Origin of the sequence: Sphingomonas sp. 8AM, assembly GCF_902506455.1 — a bacterium.
Classification (GTDB): Bacteria; Pseudomonadota; Alphaproteobacteria; order Sphingomonadales; family Sphingomonadaceae; genus Sphingomonas.
The window spans coordinates 2,081,356-2,098,806 of record NZ_LR733844.1; the positions used below are offsets into that span (position 1 = coordinate 2,081,356).

Annotated in this window: 16 protein-coding genes; 2 read left to right on the top strand and 14 right to left on the bottom strand. The window is 67.6% G+C overall.

Annotation, left to right across the window (positions count from 1 at the left end; genetic code table 11):
* The first annotated feature begins 199 nt into the window (after positions 1-199).
* Positions 200-1,696, top strand: a complete 1,497-nt coding sequence (locus tag BACI71_RS09755) for a S10 family peptidase (RefSeq protein ID WP_159758150.1) — start codon at positions 200-202, stop codon at positions 1,694-1,696.
* A gap of 370 nt (positions 1,697-2,066) precedes the next feature.
* Here the strand turns inward: BACI71_RS09755 and BACI71_RS09760 are convergent, their stop codons facing one another.
* From BACI71_RS09760 to BACI71_RS09825, 14 genes are all read right to left on the bottom strand, one after another.
* A complete protein-coding gene (locus tag BACI71_RS09760; RefSeq protein WP_159758152.1) occupies positions 2,067-3,032 on the bottom strand; it encodes an agmatine deiminase family protein in 966 nt (321 codons plus the stop codon).
* An 11-nt stretch (positions 3,033-3,043) separates the two neighbouring features.
* Entirely contained in the window at positions 3,044-4,702 is a 1,659-nt protein-coding gene (locus tag BACI71_RS09765) for a M28 family peptidase (protein ID WP_159758154.1), read from the bottom strand.
* Between the two features lie 66 nt (positions 4,703-4,768).
* On the bottom strand, positions 4,769-4,978 hold the full coding sequence (locus tag BACI71_RS09770; protein ID WP_159758156.1) for a hypothetical protein: 210 nt from the start codon (positions 4,976-4,978) through the stop codon (positions 4,769-4,771).
* Between the two features lie 303 nt (positions 4,979-5,281).
* Positions 5,282-6,040: a FadR/GntR family transcriptional regulator gene (locus BACI71_RS09775; protein ID WP_159758158.1), complete on the bottom strand. Its 759-nt coding sequence runs from the start codon at positions 6,038-6,040 to the stop codon at positions 5,282-5,284.
* Positions 6,037-7,350, bottom strand: coding sequence for a glycoside hydrolase family 27 protein (locus BACI71_RS09780; RefSeq protein ID WP_159761074.1), 1,314 nt, complete (start codon positions 7,348-7,350; stop codon positions 6,037-6,039). Before BACI71_RS09780 ends, BACI71_RS09775 begins: the two co-directional genes overlap by 4 nt.
* 286 nt (positions 7,351-7,636) lie before the next feature.
* Entirely contained in the window at positions 7,637-8,005 is a 369-nt protein-coding gene (locus BACI71_RS09785) for a response regulator (protein ID WP_159758160.1), read from the bottom strand.
* 18 nt (positions 8,006-8,023) lie between these two features.
* Positions 8,024-8,275 carry a hypothetical protein gene (locus tag BACI71_RS09790; RefSeq protein ID WP_159758162.1) on the bottom strand — a complete coding sequence of 84 codons (252 nt, stop codon included), beginning with the start codon at positions 8,273-8,275 and terminating at the stop codon, positions 8,024-8,026.
* The gene (locus tag BACI71_RS09795; protein ID WP_159758164.1) at positions 8,275-10,608 is read right to left on the bottom strand and encodes a chemotaxis protein CheA; all 2,334 of its coding nucleotides are present in this window, start codon (positions 10,606-10,608) and stop codon (positions 8,275-8,277) included. The genes BACI71_RS09790 and BACI71_RS09795 overlap by 1 nt, the downstream gene beginning before the upstream one ends.
* Positions 10,605-11,003 carry a response regulator gene (locus tag BACI71_RS09800; RefSeq protein ID WP_159758166.1) on the bottom strand — a complete coding sequence of 133 codons (399 nt, stop codon included), beginning with the start codon at positions 11,001-11,003 and terminating at the stop codon, positions 10,605-10,607. The genes BACI71_RS09795 and BACI71_RS09800 overlap by 4 nt, the downstream gene beginning before the upstream one ends.
* Positions 10,996-11,868, bottom strand: coding sequence for a CheR family methyltransferase (locus BACI71_RS09805; protein WP_159758168.1), 873 nt, complete (start codon positions 11,866-11,868; stop codon positions 10,996-10,998). Before BACI71_RS09805 ends, BACI71_RS09800 begins: the two co-directional genes overlap by 8 nt.
* Positions 11,862-12,482, bottom strand: a complete 621-nt coding sequence (locus BACI71_RS09810; RefSeq protein ID WP_159758170.1) for a HEAT repeat domain-containing protein — start codon at positions 12,480-12,482, stop codon at positions 11,862-11,864. Before BACI71_RS09810 ends, BACI71_RS09805 begins: the two co-directional genes overlap by 7 nt.
* Positions 12,483-12,498: 16 nt before the next feature.
* Entirely contained in the window at positions 12,499-13,617 is a 1,119-nt protein-coding gene (gene cheB / locus BACI71_RS09815; RefSeq protein ID WP_159758172.1) for a chemotaxis-specific protein-glutamate methyltransferase CheB, read from the bottom strand.
* Between the two features lie 13 nt (positions 13,618-13,630).
* On the bottom strand, positions 13,631-15,223 hold the full coding sequence (locus tag BACI71_RS09820; RefSeq protein ID WP_159758174.1) for a chemotaxis protein CheW: 1,593 nt from the start codon (positions 15,221-15,223) through the stop codon (positions 13,631-13,633).
* 30 nt (positions 15,224-15,253) lie between these two features.
* Positions 15,254-16,900: a methyl-accepting chemotaxis protein gene (locus BACI71_RS09825; RefSeq protein WP_236552931.1), complete on the bottom strand. Its 1,647-nt coding sequence runs from the start codon at positions 16,898-16,900 to the stop codon at positions 15,254-15,256.
* Between BACI71_RS09825 and BACI71_RS17910 the strand changes: the two genes are divergently transcribed.
* Complete coding sequence (locus BACI71_RS17910; protein ID WP_236552932.1) at positions 16,887-17,315, top strand: hypothetical protein; 429 nt, start codon at positions 16,887-16,889, stop codon at positions 17,313-17,315. The two genes, BACI71_RS09825 and BACI71_RS17910, sit on opposite strands and share 14 nt — an antisense overlap.
* Positions 17,316-17,451: the final 136 nt, after the last annotated feature.

Genomic DNA, 17,451 nt, shown 5'->3' on the forward strand with positions numbered 1-17,451 from the left:
ACGTCATCCGGGATCCCGCTTCCGATCCCGCGCGCGACGAAGAAGCCGGGCTCCGGATCACGCCCGCGGCGACGGTAAAGGGTTGACCGACGGCAATCCGGGTAAGCGGCGGATTGCACACGCCCTGCGAGGGTGTAGCATGGCAAGATCAGGCATCGGCGGACCGCCGGTGCGCCTCCTTTCGGAAGTTATCTCGCCGATGATCGCTCGCACGTTGTCGTTCGCCGCTCTGCTACTTTCCACCACGGCGCCCGCGCTGGCGCAGACCGATAAGACCACCACCACCGTCGAGAAGAAGCAGGAGGACGACAAGCAGCAGCAACCGCCGCTGCCCGCCGACAAGACGATCACGCAGACCGTGCGGATCGGCGGTCGCGCGATCACCTACAAGGCGACGGTCGGCACGGTCGCGGTGCGCGACGAAAAGGGCAAGGAGATCGGACAGGTGGTCTATACCGCCTATACCGTTCCCGGCGGCGACGCCGCGCGCCCGGTCACCTTCGCGTTCAACGGGGGGCCGGGCGCGGCGTCGGTCTACCTCAACATGGGCGCGGTCGGGCCGAAGCGCGTGCAGTTCGGCGCGCAGGGCGACTCCCCGTCCGACGCGCCGATCGCGCGCGACAATCCCAACAGCTGGCTCGACATGACCGATCTGGTCTTCATCGATCCGATCGGCACCGGCTTCAGCCGCAGCCTGGTCGATGCCGACGCGACCAAGAAGGCATTCTACGCCAACGACCCCGACATCAAATATCTGTCCAAGGTCGTGTACGACTGGCTGGTCAAGGAAGGCCGGCTGCGCTCGCCCAAGTACGTGATGGGCGAAAGCTATGGCGGCTATCGCGCGCCGCGCATCGCCTATGAGCTGCAGTCGCAGATCGGCGTCGGGATCAACGGGCTCATCATGGTCTCGCCGTATCTCGATCCGGCCTCGGGCGATGGCGCGACCGCCTTGTCGCCGCTGCCGTGGATGATCGACCTGCCGTCGATGGCCGCCGCCAACCTCGAGCGCAAGGGGCAGCTCACCCCGGCGGCGATGGCCGAGGTGGAGGCCTATACGCGCGGCGACTTCGCGCGCGACCTGCTGCTCGGGCGCGCGAATACGGAAGCGGTGCAGCGCGTTGTCAGCAACGTCACGCGGCTGACCGGGCTCGATCCCGCGCTGGTGCAGCGGATGGGCGGGCGCGTCGACAGCCGCACCTTCCTGCGTGAAGTGCACCGCAACGATGCGACGATCGGCAGCATCTATGATTCGAACGTCACCGCCTTCGATCCCTTCCCGTGGTCGCCGCGGCAGGAGTCGAACGACCCGATCCTCGACTCGCTGATCGCGCCGACCACCAGCGCGATGGTCGATTTCGTAACCCGCGAGGTCGGCTGGAAGACCGACGCGCGCTACAATGCCTTATCCTATGCGGTGAATGCGGCGTGGGATCGTGGGCAGCCGGCCGACACGCCGGTCAGCGACTTGCGCAAGGCGATCGCCAACGATCCGAAGATGCGGGTGATGATCGTGCATGGCTGGGACGACCTGTCATGCCCGTTCTTTGCCTCGCGGCTGATCGTCGACCAGATGCCGGCGTTCGGGGTGGCCGAGCGCGTGCAGTTGCGCGTCTATCCCGGCGGGCACATGTTCTACAGCCGCAGCGACAGCGGGGCGTCGTTCAAGGCCGATGCCGCGGCGATGTATCGGTGAGGTAGGTTCGGGGTAGCATCCACCGTTCGTGCTGAGCTTGTCGAAGCACGTGCCTTGTCGCACGCCATTCGACAGTCTCAGGGCGAACGGTCGGGGTGGTTCGAGCGGCTCATACCCCGATCGTGCCCCTGACTTGATCCGGCCCGCTTTCTCGCCACGGTGACGCTTACGTTCGCCGTCATTGCGAGCGCAGCAAAGCAATCCAGAGCCGGACCAGAACGCCCTGGATTGCTTCGCTGCGCTCGCAATGACGCGCCGTTTCGCGCATTTCCGCATGAAGCCCGGGGCGATGGCGAAGCCGCCGTCTTTACGTCGCAGGCCGATCCCGGCCTTGCGCGGGCTCTTTGTCCGCGCATCGCCGCTTGCGCGGCTAGGCCGGGATTTGCTGGCTGATGCAGTGAAAGCTGCCGCCGCCGGTCAGGATCGCGTCGGCACGCAGGCCCACCACCTCACGGTCGGGGAACAGCGCACGGATCGCGTCGACCCCGGCGTCGTCATATTCGCTGCCATAGATTGGCACGACCACCGCGACATTGCCGATGTAGAAGTTCATGTAGCTGGCCGGCACGACCTGCTCGTCGCGCAGCACGCGGCCCGGCGACGGCACCTCGACCACCTCGACGCCCATCCCGCGCGCGCGGATCGCGGCGTCCTGGAAGACCTGCCAGTTCGGATCGTTTTCCTCCGCGCGCGGCAGCGCCAGCCGGTTCGGCGCCACGAACCGTGCGAGATTGTCGACATGCCCGTCGGTGTGATCGTTGAGCAGGCCGTTGCCGAGCCACAGCACCCGCGTCAGCCCGAGGTCGTCGGCGAGACGTTGCTCGATCTGTGTCTTGCCCAGCCGCGGATTGCGGTTCGGATTGAGCAGGCATTGCTCGGTCGTCACCACCAGCCCGGTGCCGTCGCCATCGATGGCGCCACCTTCGAGGATCCAGTCGCACGGCAGCACCGTCAGCCCGCGTGCCCGCCCGAGCCGCGTGCCGATGTCGTCGTCGCCCTCAAGCTCGTATTTGCCGCCCCAGCCGTTGAAACCGAAGTCGCGCGCCTTGCCGTCGCCGCCGAGGATCGGCGCGGTGTCGCGCAGCCAGATGTCACCGAACGGCTCGATCACCACTTCCGCGAACGGCGCCCGCTCGCGCGCGTCGCCGGCGGCTTCCTCGTCGGCGGCGACCAGCAGCACCTGCTCGCCGCGGCCATCCGCATGCACCGCGCGCGCAAACGCGGTCACTTCGGCGCGGGCCTCGTCAAGATCGTCCTGCCACAATTCGGGATGGCTCGGGTAACCGATCCAGACGGCGGCGTGCGGAGCCCATTCGGGCGGCGGGGTCTTGGTCATCGTCGTCCCTCTTACTTGGCGGTCGCCGCGGCGCGGCTCTTGTCGCGGATCGCGCGGAATTCGTCGCCGGCCACCCAATTGGGCCAGGCGCTGCTCTCCGCCAGCGCACGGCCGATTCCATAATAGAGCTGCACGTCCTTCACCGTACCCGTCCAGTTCCAGTTGGGATCATATTCGTCCTTGGGGCCGTGGTAGCGATGTTCCTCATAATCCTTCGCCGCCGCCGCGCCCGCTGCCTTGCCGCCCGCGACGAGATCGTCACCGGCGTCGAAATAGATCATCGGCACGCCGCGCTTGGCGAGGCTGAAATGATCGGAGCGATAGTAGAAGCCCTTCTCCGGCGTCGGCTCATTGCTGGCGACGCGGTTCTGCGTCTTGAGCGCGGCATTCAGATAGGCGTCCAGTTCCGACTTGCCCTTGCCGACCACCACGACGTTCTTCGCCGGGCCGGCCAGCGAGAGCGCGTCCATGTTGACGCCGCCGACCGTCTGGCTGAGCGGATAGACGGGATTGGCCGCATAATATTCGGAGCCGAGCAGCCCGCTTTCCTCGCCCGTGACCGCCACGAACAGCTGGCTGCGCGGGGTCGGGCCGGCCTTTACGTTTGCCTCGGCCAGCGCGACCAGCGCGGCGGTGCCGGTGGCGTTGTCGATCGCGCCGTTGCAGATGTCGTCACCGTCCGGCGCCGCCTCGCAATGGCCGAGGTGATCCCAGTGCGCGGAATAGAGGACGTAATCGTTCGGCCGCGTCGTGCCGGGCAGGATGCCGATCACGTTGCGTGACTGGTGGCGGCGGACGTTCTCGTCGAACGACACCGACGCGCGAACGCCGTTCAGCGGACGCGCGCGGAAACCCTTGCGCGCCGCGGCGGCGGTGAGCGCGTCGAAGTCCAGCCCCTCGCGCTCGAACAATTTGCGCGCCTGCGCCTCCTGCATCCAGCCGATCGCGGCGCTGTCGCCGGCGTGGTTGTCGGCGGCATCGGCGACCTGCTGCGAGCCGGTCCAGCTCGATTGCACGACGTTCCACCCGTAAGCGGCCGGCTCGGTCTGATGGACGATGATCGCCGCCGCCGCGCCCTGTCGCGCGGCTTCCTCGTATTTGTAGGTCCAGCGGCCGTAATAGGTCATCGCGCGCCCACCGAACGGACCGACCAGATCGGGGGTGCGCCAGTCGGGATCGTTGACGAGGATCAGCACCGTCTTGCCGCGCACGTCGACGCCGGCATAATCGTTCCAGCCCTTTTCCGGCGCGTTGATGCCGTAGCCGACGAACACGACGGGCGCATCCTTCACCTCGACCCGCGGTGTGATCCGCCACGTGCCGACCACCATGTCCGGTCCGTAGTTCAGGCTGAGCGGCGCACCCGCGCCGGTGAACACCAGCGGCGAGACATTCTTCGCGGTCAGCTCGACCAGCGGCACGTCCTGATACCAGCTGCCCTTGTTGCCCGGCTTCAGCCCGGCGGCGGCGAAGCGCCTGGCGAGATAGGCAACGGTCTTTTCCTCACCCGCGGTGCCCGGCGCGCGGCCCTCATAGGCGTCCGACGACAGCTCCTTCGTCACGTCCTTGAGCGTCTGCTCGGAGATCGGCGCGACCGGCGCGACGATCGTCTGCGCCGGGGCGGTGGCGGCAAGCGCGAGAAGAGGCAAGGCGGCGAAACGCAGACGCATGGCGGGGACTCCGGGAACAAGGCCCGCGCCTTCTGCCAAGCGCCGCGTCCGCTGTCCACGCGTCGCTCACCCGCTGGTGAGCACGCAGTAGATGAGCAGGGGCAGGCCGAAGAACAGGATGGTGAGCAATAGCCCTGCCGCGAGTCCACCACCGGCGGTCGGGGATGCTGGCAGATCGGAAAGTGGCGTGCGCATGCGACCGTCGCGGTCGGTGGCAGTGACGGGATTGTCGGCGGGCAGCGGCGCGATATCGCGCGGCATCAGCTTGCTGGTCATGGCAGGGGTTCCGCTGGCTCGAAGCACGGACGACCGAAAGGCGGCCGCGCAGGTCTTGGCGAGATGGTCCCGAGCCCGTGCGGCGCGCCACCGGACCCGGGCTAACCGCGTGCGGCGAGCTGCCCTGCGTGGTCGCGAAAGCGCTGATGGAAAACAGCTGCGTTCATACTGGAAATATGGGGATTTTCCGCGGCAAGTCAATCTGGCGCGGGTGGTGAAAGGCACCCGGTCCGATCCCCGGTCGTCGCCCCGGATCAAGTCCGGGATGACGGGATGAGGCACATCATCCGCGATATCGAGGCGTTAAACGATCGCGCCGCCGCCCATGCCGAACCACGTATCGTCGAGCGCGTTCTGCACCAGCGTCTTCATCCGCTGGCTGGCGGTTTCGCCGTCGCCTTCGACGATCGCCTCGTAGACGAGCCGATGTTCGGGCACCGGGTCGCGCGGCAGCGCGCGCTTGCGTTGCTTGAAGCGCGTCGACCATTCGACCCCGGCGGCAATGCCGGAGCTGAGCGCGATCAGCGCGTCATTGTCCGAGGCGTTGAGGATCGTCTCGTGGAACCGCCGGTCGGCGGCGAGCCCTTGCTCGTCGGCCAGCGTGAGCCGGTCCATGTCGAGCAGCGCCGCGTCCATGATCGTCAGATCCTCGTCGCTGCGCCGCTCCGCCGCCAGCCGCGCCGCAAACGGCTCGATCACCGCGCGCAGTTCGAAAAGGCTGCGCAGCAGCCGCAGATCGGGCGTGCCCGAGAACGCCCAGGCGAGCACGTCGGGGTCGAGCATGTTCCAGCGCCCGCGCGGCAGGATGCGTGTGCCGGTCTTGGGCTTGCTTTCGACCAGCCCCTTGGCGATCAGCGCCTGTACTGCCTCGCGATACGCGCCGCGCGATACGCCCAGCTCGCTGGCGTGGACGACCTCGCCGGGCAACACCTCGCCGGGCTGATAGTCGCCGGCGAGCACTGCGCGGCCCAGCGCCTGAAGAACTGCGCCGCGGATACGCCTTCCCGAGCCGCGCGGCTCCTGCGCCGGAGCGAGGGCGGGCGGGGTGATCCGCGACGTCATGCGGTCAGGCGATAGAGGCCTGCCCCGTGCGCGGGCAGCTGCTGCACGAGGCGTCCGCTGACGCGCCCCAGCGCCGCGCCGCTCCACAGGTCGGTGACGCGCGCAGTGCCGGGCCATTGGAGCTGATTCAGCGCGATGCCGACCTCCTTCGGCTGGTCGCCGGTGTTGAACAGCGCGACGTAGCGGTCGCCGGGCGCGTCCTCGGGCCGGGCCGACCAGATGCGCGTGCCGTCCGCGACAAAATGCGGCTGGTTGTCGGTCGACGCCTGGTTGACCGCCAGCACGGCGCGGTTGGTCAGCAACGCCAGCGTCGGCGCGTCGAGGTGGCGCAGGTCGCCACCCATGATGAGCGGCGAGCGGGCGATCGACCACAAGGTCATCAATGTGCGCTGTTCGTCGCGGGTGAATTTGGTGTCGCGCTGGCCGAGCGCGAGCCGGCCGAGCGGCAGCATGTCGGCATCCGGCCACGCACCGGGCCGGCGCCACGGATTCCAGTTCTCGAGCCGCGTGAACTGCGCCTCCAGCATCCCCCAATCGTCCCAGAAATCGTCGGAGATGCGCCACATCTGCGCGTACTCACGGACGTGAGCGCCGCGCACGACCGGCGTCTCGCCGGGTGACAGGCTGAGCATCATCGGCCGGCCAGTGGCAAGGATCGCCTTGTGCGCGCCCTCGATTTCCGGCGCGTGCGCGTCATAGGGGCGGCTCATGTCGTCCATCTTGACGAAGTCGACGCCCCAACCGGCGTAAAGCGCAAAGACGCTGTCGTAATAGGCTTGCGCGCCCGGTTTGGTCATGTCGACGCCGTACATGTCGGGGTTCCACGCGCAGATGCTGCTCCGGTCCGCGACATCCGCCGCGCGATACGTCGTCCCGAGGATCGGCAGGTTCTTCTCGACCGCGAGCCGCGGAATGCCGCGCATCAGATGGATGCCGAACTTCATTCCCATGGCATGCACGTCGCGCGCGAGCCTGGTGAAGCCCGAACCGTCGGCGCTCGACGGAAAGCGGTTGGGGGCGGGGATTAATCGGCCATAGCCGTCCAGTGCCGGGGTCGGCCTGGCATTGTAGGTGTAGCTCGACGCCGCGGGCTCGTACCACTGGATGTCGACGGTGAAGACGTCATATCCGAACGGCAGCAGCTTGGCCCGCATGATCGCCGCCGTTTCGCGCGCCTGTGCCTCGGTGATCGTGGTGGCGAAGCTGTTCCAGCTGTTCCAGCCCATCGGCGGGCGGGGTGCGAGCACCGCTGCCCCCGCGGCGACCGATGTCGTCTTGCGCTGCGCCGATGCCGCCTTCGGTGCGGTCATCGCCGACACGCCCGCAGCCGTTGCGCCGACCAGCGCCTGACGCCGGTTGATCCCTGTCGTGGTCACGTTTCGCGCTCTCCCTGCATCCCTGTCCCGCCTCCCTAATTGTCATGCGTAACCACGTGAAGGGATTTGCGACCCAGCACGGTCGACGCCTGGCAGTTCGGCGCGAAGCGGGAAACACGACCGAACGTCGGGGACAAGCCTGATGCGCTGGCCTCCCCGCGGTAATCGCAGGCGAAATCCGTGCAGCTCGGTCAATCGCATGCAAGCGGTGCGGGGTCGATCAGGGAACCAGCTTCTTCACCAACGCCAGCAACTTCGCCGCGTCGAACGGCTTGACGAGCCAGCCGGTCGCGCCTGCCGATTTCGCCGTCTGTCGCAGGCCGTCCTGCGATTCCGTGGTGAGCAGCACGATCGGGGTGAAGGCCATGCCGGGCAGCTTGCGGACTTCCCTGACCAGCTCGATGCCGCTCATCCCGTCCATATTGAGATCGGTAAGGATCATGCGGGGCATGACGCCGTCGTTCAGCAGCGCCAGTGCTGCCTCGGCGCTGGCGGCTTCCTTGATGTCGAGCCCGGTCGGGCGCAGTGCGATCGAGACGCTCATCAGCATGGAGGGGGAGTCGTCGACGATCAGGATCGTGTCTGTCACGGTCGGTCCTTCGGAATATCAAGCGGGAATGAGATCGGGGGCCACGGCGGCGCCGATCAGGGCGGCCAGCAATGGGTCGGAGGGCAGGCTGGTGACGCAGGGGCGCATCGCCAGTATCACCTGCAGCAGCGCGCCATGCATGCTGCTGCATTTGGCGAGCGCGACCTTGCCGCGCGGGTGGCGGCGCAGGAACTCGGCCAGCGCCAGCGCTTCCTCGACCGCGCAACGGCCCTCGAAATGCGCGTGGCTGCGCGCATAGCGGATCGCCATCAGAACAGCTCCTTCAGATCGAGCACGAGCAGCACGCGGCCGTCGCCGAGCAAGGTGGTGCCGCAATAGCCGCCGACTTCCGCCAGCAGCCCGGTCATCGGTTTCAGGATCACGTCCATCCCCTCGCGGAAGTCGTCGATGACCAGCCCGATGGTGCGACCTTCGACGCGGCACACCAGCACCGCCTCGCCGCGTCCGGGATCGACCGCCGCGGCGCGCCCGCCGAGCAACGCGGTCATGCGGATCAGCGGAACGACCTCGTCGCGCAACACGAAGACCTCGCGATGCTTGATGCGCTGGATCACGGCGGGGTCGAGCCGCGTCGTCTGGACGACATGGTCGATCGGGATACCGTACAGGCTGCCGCCGATCTCGACGACCATGATCCGGGTCACCGCCATGCTGAGCGGGAGCGACAGGCGGGTGACCGTGCCGTTGCCGAACTGCGAGCTGACCGACACGCGGCCGCCGAGCTTCTGCACGGTGCTGAGCACCACATCCATCCCGACGCCGCGTCCGGACAGATCGGAGATTTCCGCTGCGGTGGAGAAACCGGGGCGGTAGATGAGGTTGATCGCCTCCTGATCGGACAGGCCGTCGGCCTGTTCGCGGGTGACCACGCCTTTGTCGACCGCGACGCTGCGGATGCGCGCCGGGTCGATGCCCCGACCATCGTCGGCGATCTCGATCACCACGCAATCATTGTCCTGCCACGCGCGCAGCCGCAGCGTCGCCAGCGGCGGCTTGCCGGCGGCGATGCGCGTCGCCGGCTCCTCGATGCCATGGTCGAGCGAGTTGCGGACGATGTGGAGCAGCGGATCGCCCAGCGCCTCGACGATCGTCTTGTCGGCGGCGGTGTCGGTACCCTCCATGACCAGTTCGACCTGCTTGTCGAGCCGGCGCGCTATGTCGCGGACGAGGCGCGGGAAGCGATCGAAGACCTCGGCGACCGGCAGCATGCGGATCTGCATGATCGCGCCCTGCATCTCCTGCGTCAGCCGATCGAGCGTCGCGAACTGTTCCTTGATCTCACGCCCCATCTCGCGCGAGCCATGGATCTCCTCGGCTCGACGCGCGAGGAATGGCAGCGCGTTCTTCTGGACGACCAGCTCGCCGATCAGGTTCATCAACAAGTCGATCTTGCCTTGATCGACCTTGAGCGTCTTGCTGGGCGCGCGCGGTTCGCCAGCCGGGGCCGGCGGCGTCACGGCGGACGGCGGAACAATCGGCGCCACGGGCAGCAACGGCACCACCGGCGCAGCGGGCAGCTCGGCGGTGGCCGTGGCGACCGCGGGACCGTCCTCCAGCGCAGCGAGAAAGGCCGCGACCGGCGCGCAATCCTCGCCGGCGGTCGCCGCGGCCAGCGCCGCTTCCCAGCGGTCACGCAGGTCGTCCTGTCGCAGGCTGCGCAGCAGGTTGCCGATCAGCGCACCGGTCGAACGCAAACGGACCGCGTCGTAACCGCTTGCGATCACGCGCAACTGCGTGCGGACGATGTGGCGACCGGCCTCGCCGAGCAAAGCCGGGGGTTCGCTGGCGGCGGGTGGCGGCGTGACGTCGACCGCCGGCTCGGCCAGCGTGCGCAGCTCGACCGCGTCCAGTTCGTAGGTCATCGTCTGCTCGACCGCCTCGCGCGAGGCGGCGGTCAGCGCGGTGAAGACGAGATTGCAGCGATAAGGATCGAAATCGGTGGCCGGGTCGCCCCACGGCTCACGCGGCGCGACTGCGACGGCGAGCAGATCGGGGACGTCGCGGATCGCGGCGAGCGGATCGGTGCCGGAGTAGAAACAGCCCTCCTCGGGGGTGTAGCGCACCGCCAGCAGCGGCTCGCCGCCGCGGGCGCGGGCGAGCAGCGCCTCGCGCTCCGATGCGGCGAAGCCGCTGAGCCACTCGGCCGGCACGGGCGCCAGTGCCGCGTCGGCGGGGATCGCGGTGCCGACCGGCGCGCCGCCCAGCCGCGCGCGCAAGGCGCTGGCGTGCTGGGTCGCGAGCCGGTCGGCGTCACCGGCCAGCTCCCCGTCGCGGTCGAGCTGATCGATGAAGGCCCCGACCTGATCGAGACTGTCGAGCAACAGGTCGACCATGCCGGAGTCGAGCGTCATCGCACCGGTGCGGACCTGCTGGAGCACATCCTCACCGGCATGGACCAGCCGCGTCAACGCGGGCGTGTCGAACAGCCCCGACGAGCCCTTGAGCGTGTGGACGGCGCGGAATACCTCGTTGATTGCGGTCGCGTCGGCAGGGTCGCGCTCCAGCGCCAGCAATCCGGTGGCGGCGGTCTGCAACAACTCGCGCGCTTCCTGCACGAACCGTTCGAGCAGCACGGCTTTCATCGCACCGTTTCCACACCGGTCAGCATCTGCGCGGTCTCGGTCAGCTGCAGCGGTTCGGCGGGCTTGACCATGTAGAGGTTGGCACCCGCCGAATAAGCGCGATCGGCGTCGCGTTCGCCGGCCTCGGTGCTGATCGTGATGATCGGGATTTCGTGCAGCGCCGGATCGACGCGCACCTGCGCGATCATCTCGTAACCGTCCATCTTGGGCATGTTGACGTCGACGATCAGCAGGTCGAACGCGCCCATCAACGCGCGTTCGAGCCCCTCGACGCCGTTCACCGCCTCCTCGACCGCGAAGCCGGCGGTTTCGAGCACGTCGCGATAATAGAGGCGCGTGGTCATGCCGTCGTCGACCACCAGGACGCGCTTGCCGTTCGCAGGGGGCTTAGTCATTGTCCACGGGCCTTTGATAGAGGATGGTGGCGCCGAACTTGCGGGGCCGGAACATCGAGGAGATGCGGCTCATGCTCTCGGAGTGGCCAAGGCAGATGTAGCCGCCGGGGCGCAGGCTTTCGTAAAGTGCCTCCACCGCCTGTCGCCGTGACGTGTCGTCGAAATAGATCAGCATGTTGCGGCAGAAGATCACGTCGAGATGGCGGAAGCGGCGCATCGCCAGCGGCTCGGTGACGTTGACCACCGAGAAATCGATCGAGCCGCGTAATTCCGCACAGATGCGAAAATTCTCACCGATCGCGGTGAAGTACCGGTTTCGGAGCGCCGGGCTCAGACGGTGGAGCGCCCGCGCGGAATAGAGACCCTGCCGCGCCTCGGCGATGACGCGGCTGTCGATGTCGGACGCGAGGATTTCGACCGAATATTCGTCCGCCTGCGACCAGTTTTCGAGGATCTGCATCGCGATCGAATAAGGCTCCTCGCCGGTCGAGCACGGCATTGACCACAGCCGGATCGGATCGGAAGGACGGCGGGTGCGCGCGATCTCCGGCAGCAGGTGCTGCACCAGCGCGTCGAACTGATAATCCTCGCGGTAAAAATAGGTCTCGTTGACCGTCATGGCGTTGACGAGGCTCTGCATCTCCTCGCCAGACGCCTGGAAGCGGACCATCGTGAAATAGTCGCGGAAGCTCTCGCTCCGGGTCGAGGCCATTCGCTCCTGCAACCGGCGCTCGACGAAATAGCTCTTGTTCGCGCCGAACAGGATACCGGTCTTGCGATAGAAGAAATCGCAGAAACGCGCGTAATCCTCCGGCGGGATCGTCGGCGCGGAGGTGGGTGCGCTGGTGGAGGTGGCGCTCAACATCCGCGGATCCTGCGTACCGCGATCCGCACCGCAAAGGCGACGAAGCTGTTGCCGGGAAAGCGCGCCGGCACCGCTTCCAGCGCGTCGGCAGTCGACGGGGCGCCGATCTCCGCCAGCCCGTCGATCGCGGCAGCGCAGACGTTGACATGGTCGTCGGCCAGCGCGGTGAGCAGCCATTCGGCGGCGCGCGGATGCGGGAGCACGCCGAGCATGTTGCCCGCGAAGATCCGCACATCGCTGTCCGGATCGGCGAGCAGCGCCTCGACATGCGGTGCGACCTCGTCGGGCATTTCGGCCAGCGCCTCGATCGCGGCATTGCGTAGCGGCGCCTCGTCGGTGCGCAGCAGTGGCAGCAGGGCCGCGGCGATCGCGGGCGAGCGATGGCGGATCAGCGCGGCGAGGATCGCCTCGCGCACGCTGGCCGAGGTCTCGACTGCCAGCCGCCGGCAGAGCGCAGCCTGGCCCGCGACGCTGTCTTCCAGCGCGTGGACTGCGGCGCGTCGTTCGCCGGCGGTCGGCGCGGCGAGCAGCACGTCGCCGTCCGCGGGTGCGACCGCGTCGCGCGTGGCCGGGCCGGCGTCTTCAGCATGAAAGTTGCTCCTGATGAGCGGCATGAGCGTTCCTTTCGTGTCAGCCGGTGCGCCGGAGCGAGGCCGGGTTGAGCCAGCGTGCGATCTGGCCGGGGATGGCGCCGGTCGGCAGCACCGCGGTCGCGCCGCCGCAGCGGATGAGTTCGTGCGGCATTCCGAACACCGCGCAGCTGTCCTCGTGCTGCGCGATCGTGCGCGCGCCCTGCCGCTTGAGCGCTGCCATCGCCGCCGCGCCGTCGTCGCCCATGCCGGTCAGCTGGACGCACACCAGTCGCTCGGCCGCGACCTGCTCGGCGGCGCTTTCGACCAGCCGCGTCACGCTGGGGTGCCAGGAATGCGCCTCGCTGGCGGGCACGGCGGCCAGACACAGCCGTCCCGCGCGGCGCACGACCAGCATGTCGGCGTCGCCCCGCGCGATATAGATGTTGCCCGGCGCGATCGGGGTTTGCGTCGCGACCTCCGACACCGCGAGCGCACACAATTTGTCGAGCCGCCGCGCGAAGACGCCGGTGAAGCTGCGCGGCATGTGCTGCGCGACGAGCACCGGCCACGGCAGGTCGGCGGGCAGCGCCGGGAGGATCTGCTCCAGGGTCAACGGGCCACCGGTCGACACGCCGACGAGCACCAGCCCGGGTGGATCGCCCGACCCTTCGCTCGCGCCTGCCGGCGCGGGAGCCGGCGGCGCGGGCGGTGCCAGGCGGACCGCGCGCAGACGGGCCGCCGGCGCGGGCGTGGGCAGGGGCCGGCGCGCCCCACGCCGGCCCGACTTTGCGGCGACACGGATTTTTCGAATCAGCTCTTCCGCAACCTGTTCGAGCGACAGCGAGATCGTGCCGCCGGGCTTCTGCACATAATCGAGCGCGCCGAGGCTGAGCGCCTGCAACGTCGCCTCCGCGCCCGCCTCGGTGATCGACGACACCATGATGACCGGGCGGGGGCTGCCGACCATGATCCGCGCCAGACAGGTGATCCCGTCCATCTGCGGCATGTTGACGTCGAGGGTGACGACATGCGGGTCGAAGCGGTCGACCAGCGTCAGCGCCTCTTCGCCGTTGCGGGCGGACTGGACCTCCAACCCCTTCTCGTTCTCGAGAAGCTGGACGAGATGCCGACGCATCAGCGCGGAATCATCGACCACCAAGACACGTACCGCAGACATTCCCGTCGTTCCTTCAGGCCGCCCATCGCTCTTCGAGGTGAGAAAGGGCCTCGTCTTCGTCCGGTTCGACCAGACAGTTCATGTCGAGCAGCAGGATCATGCGACGCTGTTCGTGGAGGTTCGCCACGCCCTGCACCACGCGACCGCGCTCGCCTGACAGTTCGGGGGCGGGGGAGATGGCGGCGGTGGCGATGCGCCGCACTTCGGACACGCTGTCGACGATGAAGCCGGTGTCGCGCCCGTCGATCGTGAACACCATGATCCGCTGACGATCCGAGCGCTCGACCTCGTCGAGCCCAAATCGCCGCCGCTGGTCGATCACCGGCAGCACGGTGCCGCGCAGGTTGATGACGCCCTCGACGAAATCCGGTGCGCGCGGGACGCGGGTGAGCTGGTCCGGCACGCGGACGATCTCCCGCACCGCCTCGACCGGCACGCCATATTCCTCGTCCATCAGCCGGAAGACCACGAACTGCGCGTCGTCGACGATCTCGATCGCCATGAAACCATCCTCCTGTGTCGTTGTAGCGGCCGCGGCCTCGTCGCCGTGGAGACCGCGCAGCACGTCGAGATCGAACATACCGTTCGCCCCCAGCACCGAGACGAGCCGGCGTCCCTCGTCCAGACGGCAGATGGCGCGGATGTCACCGTGCCCGCCGGACTGGCCGAGCGTGGCGGGAACCGGCTCGACCAGCGCGCGGTTCACGCGCAGCACCGCCTTGACCATGTCCATCACCACGCCGACCGAGATGCGGTCGTGCGCGCCATCGGCGACCGACACGACCACCACCTTGTTGGCCTCGGACAGCGCCTGATCGTCGAACCCGAACAGCGCGCGTAACGACACGAGCGGCAGGATGCGGCTGCGCAGCGTCGTGACGCCCAGCACGTGCCCCGGCGCGCCGGGCACCGGCGTGATCGCCGCGGGCAGCTGGACGATCTCCTGCACCTCGCCGATCGGAAAGGCATATTCCTGCCCGTCGACCATGAAGCTGACGAGCTGTTCCTCGTCGGCAACCTCCGGCTGCCCGGCAACGTCGCGCTCCGTCGCCAGCGGTACCACCTCGCCCTGGCCGCCCGCGACCCGCGCGGCGGCGGCGGCGAAATCGCGGCCGATCGTGCGCGCCACGTCGATGATCATCACGATCGTCTTGCCATCGGCATCCTTGATCATGCCGGTCAGCAGATCGGTGTCGATCGTCGCCTTGACGCGGTCGACCGGCTCGACGCGGTCGGCATCGACGGTCACGACATTGGCCATCCGGTCGACCATCAACCCGACCGGCTGCCCTTGATCGAGCACGACGACGCGGCTGGCATCGTCGACCTCGACCGCGGGCAGGTTGAACAGGCGGCGCAGGTCGAGGACCGGCAGCACCGTCCCGCGCAGGTTCGCCAGCCCCAGCAACGCCGGGGGGCTGAGCGGCATCCGCACGACATCGGGCACGCGGATGATCTCCTTCACCTCCGCAAGCGGTACTGCGAACATTTCGCCGGCGCTGTGGAAGATCACGAACTGGCGACTGGTATCGTGTTCGTGTTCCTCCGGGGTCCGGGAGACGGCCGGTGGATCGGCCGCCTCGACGGAAAGCTTGGTCTTGGCCATGCGCTCACTCCTGGCGCTGGAGGAAAAGGATCAGGCGGCCTGCAACTCGTCGGCCAGCGAGGCGATTTCCTCGATCGCCGCCGCCAGTTGCTCGGCACCCTGCGCCTGCTCGCGCGCGGCGCCGCTCGCCTCGTTCGACGAATGGGTGGCCTGTTGCGCGGCCGAAGAGATTTGCTCGATCGCGACCTGTGTTTCCTGGAGCAGGCGCGCGATGTCCTGGGCCGCGCTGGCGATCGCGCCGTTGCCGCCGACTACCTCGCCGACATCCTTCGCGATCTGGTCCAGCCCGGCGGCGATGACGCGGTTCTTCTCGACCTCCGCAGCGGCGGCGTCGGCGATCTCCTGAAGATCGCCGCGTACCCGGGCGATCGTGTCCTGGATCTCCTTGACCGTGTCCTTGATGCGATCGGCATTCTCCGCGGAATCGCGCGCGAGGTTGCGGATGTCGGTCGACACGACCGCGAAGCCCTTGCCGAACTCGCCGGCGCGCGCGGCCTCGACCGAGCCGCTGACCGCCAGCATGTTGGTCTGGATCGACACGGTGGTGATCGCGTCGACGATCTTGTCGATACGCCGGCTGACCTGTTCGAGCGCGGCGATCTGGTCGCGGCTGGCGCGGCCGGCGTCGACCGACTGCGCGACGCCGCTCATCAGCGCCTCGACCAGATTCTTGTTCTCGACCAGCATCACCGCAATCGCGTTACCCTTTTCGACCGCGATCGACGCGAGCCGCGCCGCGGCGCGCGCATTACCCTCGATCTGACCGACCGCCGCGGCGGACTGCTGCGTCGCGGCCGAGGCCTGCTGCGCGCCACGGTTGATCTGCTCCAGCGCGGTCGAGATCTGCGTCGAGGCGCGATTGATCTCCTCGACCGCGCTCGACAATTCCTCGGCGGCCGACGCGACTTCTTCCGCGCTCTTGTTGATGTTGGTGCTGTTCTTCAGCTCTTCGGCGATCTCGGCCAGCTCCTGCGCGGCCTGTTCGCACTGCTGGAGCGCGGAGGATTGCTGCTCGATCGTGGTGTTCGATTCCTGACAGGCGGCGCCCTGTTCCTCGGCGGCGGTGGCGATCACCTCCGCACCCTTCAGCGCCTCGTTGGCGGCGACGGTGGCGGTGTCGGCGCCGAGTGCGATCTCCTCGCAGCCCTTCATGATCTCGAGCATTTCGAGGCGGACCTGTTCGAGCTGGGTGGTCACGACCGCGCCCTTCTCCACCTCGGTGCGCGCCGTGGTCGCCGACTGGTCGATGCCCTGCGCGACTTGCTTCACGTCCTGCTGCACCTGGACGATCAGTTCCTGGATGTCGCGTGCCGACTTCTCGCTGGTTTCCGCCAGCGTACGGACCTCGTCGGCGACGACCGCGAAGCCCTTGCCGTGCTGGCCGGCGCGCGCCGCCTCGATCGCGGCGTTGAGCGCGAGGAGGTTGGTCTGGTCCGCGATGCGGGCGACCGCCTTGACGACCTCGCCGATCCCGGCGGCCTGCCGGTCGAGTTCCTCGACCATCCTGACCGAGCTTTCCTGACGCTCCGATGCCCGCGAGATCGCGTTGATCGAGTTCGAGACGTCGGTGGCGGTGTTGCCGAGCAGATCGGACAATGCCTGCGTCAGCTTCAGCGAGCTGTCGGCGCGGTCCCGGGCATCGCGCAGGAGTCCGTCGGTCTGAGTGATCGACTTCATCGTTTGTTGCGCGGCGCTGGACGCCTGTTCGGCGCCGACGCTGATCTGGTCGGATGCCTTGCGAAGTTCTTCCGCGGCTGACGACGCCTCGGCGATCCCGCTGGACAATTGCGTGGTCGCGGACGCAATGCGCTCGGCGGCCTTCTGCTGCCGGGCAAAGGTTCGCGCCTTGCGCTTCTCGGCCTCCGCCGTGACCCGTACTGCCCGTGAAGTCGTAATGATTTCCGCGGCTTGTTCGCTTTGTGCTTTGCCGACAGCCGTCCGCTTAGCCAGTGCCATGGTTTGTTTCCCATCCCGCCATCTTGAATATGCGGATTGGATGTCTCCTACATCTCTTGCGGAAAGTTTAATCGTGATTCTACTAAGCTGGATTGTACAAAAGGAACAACCCTTTTCTGGCGGAAGTAAAATGTAGCAAAATCCGTGTGTTTCGTCATAAACAAGCATCGCTTGCAGGTGATTAACGGTATTTTACATCACCAGATACTGCAGATTAAATTTCGGTAATTCAGGTGGTTGCATCGAAAAATAGGAATGGGCCACTTTTATTA